This window comes from Frankia sp. Hr75.2 (assembly GCF_949319125.1).
Classification (GTDB): Bacteria; Actinomycetota; Actinomycetes; order Frankiales; family Frankiaceae; genus Parafrankia; species Parafrankia soli.
The window spans coordinates 1-3,746 of the sequence record NZ_CASGGV010000100.1 but is presented as its reverse complement, the minus strand read 5'-3'; the positions used below and the strand labels follow the sequence as shown (position 1 = coordinate 3,746).

Below are 3,746 nucleotides of genomic sequence, written 5' to 3'. Positions count from 1 at the left end.
CTGTACTGCCAGACGACGGCATCCTCCGTCAGCTCACCGTCGTCGCGGAACCAGACCGCGACGCCCATCCCCAGGTCGAGGATGGCGTACGAGGCCAGCCGCGCGGACGCCATCTCGAACAACCCCGCACGCATCCCGGCCTCGATCAGGTCACGAAAACAGCCGTGGCTGTGGGCCCGGTACAGCACTTTCCACCAGCACGGAAGTCTCGCCGGCCGGATGCAACAGGCCGTCCAGGTCGCCTGCCCGGCCGGACGCACGGACCCGTTCGGGTGCTAATCGTCCAGGTCTGTCGGGACGACCAGAACGGGCCGCTTCGCCCAGTTGACCACCCGATGGGAGACCGAGCCGGTCAGCAGCCGCTCCAGGACGACCCCGCCGCCGTGCCGGGTGCCGATGACGATCGCGTAGGCGTCGACGCTGTCGGCCACGGCGAGCAGGCGCGCCGCGGGATCCCCAGCCAGGACGTGCAACCGCCAGGGCACGGCGCTGCCCGCCAGTGTCCGTTCCGCCAGCGTGCGGACCTCCCTGGTCCGGGCATCCTGGTCAGCCCTGAGGAACCGCTCGGACAGGTGCCGCCCGGGCACCGTGGAGACCATCACGCGGATCTCGCCGCGGCTGAAGGGTTGGACGTGGACGACATCGAGTTCCGCGCCCAGCTGCCGCGCGAGGTCAGCCGCCCGAACCAGGGCGGCGGGAGCTGCTTCCCGGGTGTCGACCCCGACAACGATGTGCTGCATACCCACAGGGTTTCCGCCAGCGGCCCGGCTAGGCATAGTCCGGCGGACTCCTCCCGCGGCCGCGGAGGGCACGCGGACCGGATCCAGGAGTGTCCGATCAGGCGGACACCTAACGCCCGCGTGCCCGTCCTCCGGAGTCGGCGCCTGGGTACCCAGACCGCGAGCATGGGGAGTCGCTCCCGATGTCGGGACGCCTTGCCGCGCCGAGGGTGGAGACACCGGACGGCAGCGGGCCGTCGGATCGAAAGGAGCAGACCATGCCTCGCTTTGTCATCGAGCGCGAGATCCCCGGCGCCGGGAACCTCAGCCAGGAGGAGCTGGCCGAGATCGCGCAGACCTCCAACGAGGCCGTCGCGTCGCTGGGGGTGCCCTACACCTGGGTGAACAGCTACGTCACCGACGACAAGATCTACTGCGTGCACGAGGCGGAGGACGCGGAGACCATCCTCGAGCACGCCCGTCGCGGTGGCTTCCCGGCCAACAACGTCTCGGCCGTCGCGAACGAGTTCGGCCCGCAGACCGCCGCGACCGCGGCCCCGCGGTGACCGCGGCCCCGATGACGGGGCCGACGCTCCGGCGGGGCGCTCGAACCTTTCACCTCGGCGCCCCGCCCGCCTCTACCCTGACCACGTGGATCTCCTCGAACGGGACCGCGAGGTCGCCGTCGTCCGCGCGGCGATCGACCGGGCGGCGGCCGGGCAGAGGTCGGGCGCCGCGGTCACCGGGGAGTCGGGCGCGGGCAAGTCGGCCCTCCTCGCGGCGGCCCGCGCGGCCGTGCCCGGCCCACGTTTCCTCCTCGGCGGCTGCGACCCGCTTCTGACGCCCCGGCCGCTCGGTCCGTTCCGCGACATCGCCGCGGCCGCCGGCCTGGGACCGCTGCTGCCCGGTGAGGACAGGGTCAGAGGTGAGAAGGCCGGCGACAGCGGCGCGGAGCTGTCACTCGCCGGCGTCTGCGAGCGGATCTACGAAGCGCTGCGCGACGAGACGACAGTCCTGGTGGTCGAGGACCTGCACTGGGTCGACGCCGCCTCGGTCGAGGTGCTGCGCTTCCTCGCGCGCCGGGTCGACGCGATGTCGCTGGCGCTGCTCGTGAGCTACCGGGACGACGAGATCGGTCCAGGTCACTCGGCTCGCCCGCTGCTCGGCGACTTCGCCCGGCTGGCCGGCCTGCGGACCCTCGACCTGCGGCCGCTGTCCCTCGACGCCGTCCGCGCCGTCGTCGGGGGCACCCGGCTGGAACCGAGCCGCGTGCACGAGCTGACCGGCGGCAACCCGTTCTTCGTCACCGAGATCGCCAAGGAGCCCGACCGCCCGCTGCCGACCTCGGTGCGCGACGCGGTGCTCGCCCGTACCACCGACGTCACGCTGGACGACGTCGAGGTGCTGCAGATGGTGGCGACCGCGCCGGACCGGCTCGACGACCGGGTGCTGCCCGCGCTCGGCGTCGACCTGCCCACGTTGCGCCGCCTCGACACGACCGGCCTGCTCACCCGGGCCCGCGGCGGTCTGGTCTTCCGGCACGAGCTCGCGCGCCAGGCCGTCGAGAGCACGATCCCACCGGGCGGCGCCCCCGGTTGCACGCCCGCCTGCTGGCCGCGCTGGAGCGAATCGAGCCGCGCGATCCCGCCGTCCTCACCCACCACGCGGTCGTGGCCCGCGACGGGGCCCGGGCGGCCGAGTACGCGACGGCCGCCGCCCGCCAGGCGATCCAGGCCGGTTCGCACAGCGAGGCGGCGACGTTCTTCGGGACGGCGCTGGAGCACCTCGGAACGGCGCCCGCGCTCGACCGGGCCGACCTGCTCCACAGGCTCGCGATCGAGCAGTACATGACCAGCCGCCTCAGGGAGGCGATCGCCACCGTGAGCGCGACGTTCCCGCTCTGGCAGCAGGCCGGCGACCAGGCTGGACTCGCGGCGGCGTACGACACCTGCGCCGTGTTCGAGTACTACAACGGCCGGCGCCGGCAGGCGGAGGCACACGCCGGGCGCGCCGCCGCCCTCTCGGCCGGGCCGGAGCTGGAGCAGTCCCACGCCCGCGCCCACACGACCCGGGGCTACCTCGCCTACATGCGCGGCGAGGTGACCCTGGCCCGCCGCTACCTCGACGGCGCGATCGACGCCGCGGACCGCCACGGCCAGGCGGAGCTGGCCCAGCGCGGGCGCATCCTGCGGACCTCCGCCGCCCTGCTGGCCGGGGACACCGGCGCGCGGACCCCGCTGGCCGACGACGACGAGCCGCTGCGCCGGCTGGCGGTGCTCTCGGCGCTGGCCGAGCGGATGTGGCTCACCGAGGTGTCCGACCCCCGGGTCACCCGCGCGGCGGCCGCGATCGCCGAAACCGGGACGCGCGCCGGTACTGCCGGCACGGCCGGCGGGGCGGGGATCGCCGGGACGGCCTGGGCCGCCGGCGACCTCGCGGTCTGGCTGGCCCGGCTCGGGCTGCTGAGCCAATGGCCCGACGAGGTCGCGCCGCCGTTCCGGCTCAGCCTCGCGGGCGATCACGACGAGGCCGCGCGTGGTGGCGCCGCACCGGTGAGCCCTTCACCGCGGCAATGGCCCTGTGCGACTCCCCCGACCCCGGCCAACGGGCACGCAGCGTGGAGCTGCTGGACCAGCTCGGCGCCACCGGCACCGCCGACCGGCAGCGGGCGGCCCTGCGTCGCGACGGCATCACCCAGCTTCCCAGGCGGCCCCGCACGAGCACCCGGGCGAACCCGGCGGGCCTGACGAACCGTCAGCTCGACGTCGCCAAGCTGGTCGCCCGAGGGCTGACCAACGCCGAGATCGCCACCCGTCTGTACATCTCGGTGAAGACCGCCGACCACCACGTCTCCGCCATCCTCACCAAACTGGACCTGCCCACCCGCCGGGCCGTAGCCCTGCGCGCCGACGAGCTCGGCCTCGTCTGACCCGGCACGCAACAGGACCCCGCGCGGTCTGCGCTGTCTGGCGCATCAGGCGGCCAGCATGGCGACCGGGCCGCCGCCCGGCCCGGCTGCCCAGGACA

At 74.3% G+C, this 3,746-nt stretch carries 6 protein-coding genes; 4 read left to right on the top strand and 2 right to left on the bottom strand.

Annotation, left to right across the window (positions count from 1 at the left end; genetic code table 11):
• A partial coding sequence (locus AC559T_RS09280; RefSeq protein WP_498868467.1) for a TetR-type transcription factor C-terminal domain-containing protein occupies positions 1 to 188 on the bottom strand: 188 nt, incomplete at its 3' end.
• 87 nt (positions 189 to 275) lie between these two features.
• A complete protein-coding gene (locus AC559T_RS09275; protein ID WP_112107732.1) occupies positions 276 to 740 on the bottom strand; it encodes a universal stress protein in 465 nt (154 codons plus the stop codon).
• Positions 741 to 997: 257 nt separating this feature from the next.
• Between AC559T_RS09275 and AC559T_RS09270 the strand changes: the two genes are divergently transcribed.
• From AC559T_RS09270 to AC559T_RS09255, 4 genes are all read left to right on the top strand, one after another.
• Positions 998 to 1,285, top strand: coding sequence for a DUF4242 domain-containing protein (locus AC559T_RS09270; protein WP_071066228.1), 288 nt, complete (start codon positions 998 to 1,000; stop codon positions 1,283 to 1,285).
• An 85-nt stretch (positions 1,286 to 1,370) separates the two neighbouring features.
• Positions 1,371 to 2,570 (top strand): AAA family ATPase, encoded by a 1,200-nt coding sequence (locus AC559T_RS09265; RefSeq protein WP_498868466.1) that lies wholly within the window; start codon positions 1,371 to 1,373, stop codon positions 2,568 to 2,570.
• The gene (locus AC559T_RS09260) at positions 2,567 to 3,466 is read left to right on the top strand and encodes a hypothetical protein (RefSeq protein ID WP_498868465.1); all 900 of its coding nucleotides are present in this window, start codon (positions 2,567 to 2,569) and stop codon (positions 3,464 to 3,466) included. The genes AC559T_RS09265 and AC559T_RS09260 overlap by 4 nt, the downstream gene beginning before the upstream one ends.
• Positions 3,394 to 3,648, top strand: coding sequence for a response regulator transcription factor (locus tag AC559T_RS09255; RefSeq protein ID WP_198541459.1), 255 nt, complete (start codon positions 3,394 to 3,396; stop codon positions 3,646 to 3,648). The genes AC559T_RS09260 and AC559T_RS09255 overlap by 73 nt, the downstream gene beginning before the upstream one ends.
• Positions 3,649 to 3,746: the final 98 nt, after the last annotated feature.

Excerpts from the sequence above, each read along its gene's own strand:
- AC559T_RS09275 (WP_112107732.1), bottom strand. The coding sequence starts at position 740 with ATGCAGCACATCGTTGTCGGGGTCGACACCCGGGAAGCAGCTCCCGCC.
- AC559T_RS09270 (WP_071066228.1), top strand. The coding sequence starts at position 998 with ATGCCTCGCTTTGTCATCGAGCGCGAGATCCCCGGCGCCGGGAACCTC.
- AC559T_RS09260 (WP_498868465.1), top strand. The coding sequence starts at position 2,567 with ATGACCAGCCGCCTCAGGGAGGCGATCGCCACCGTGAGCGCGACGTTC.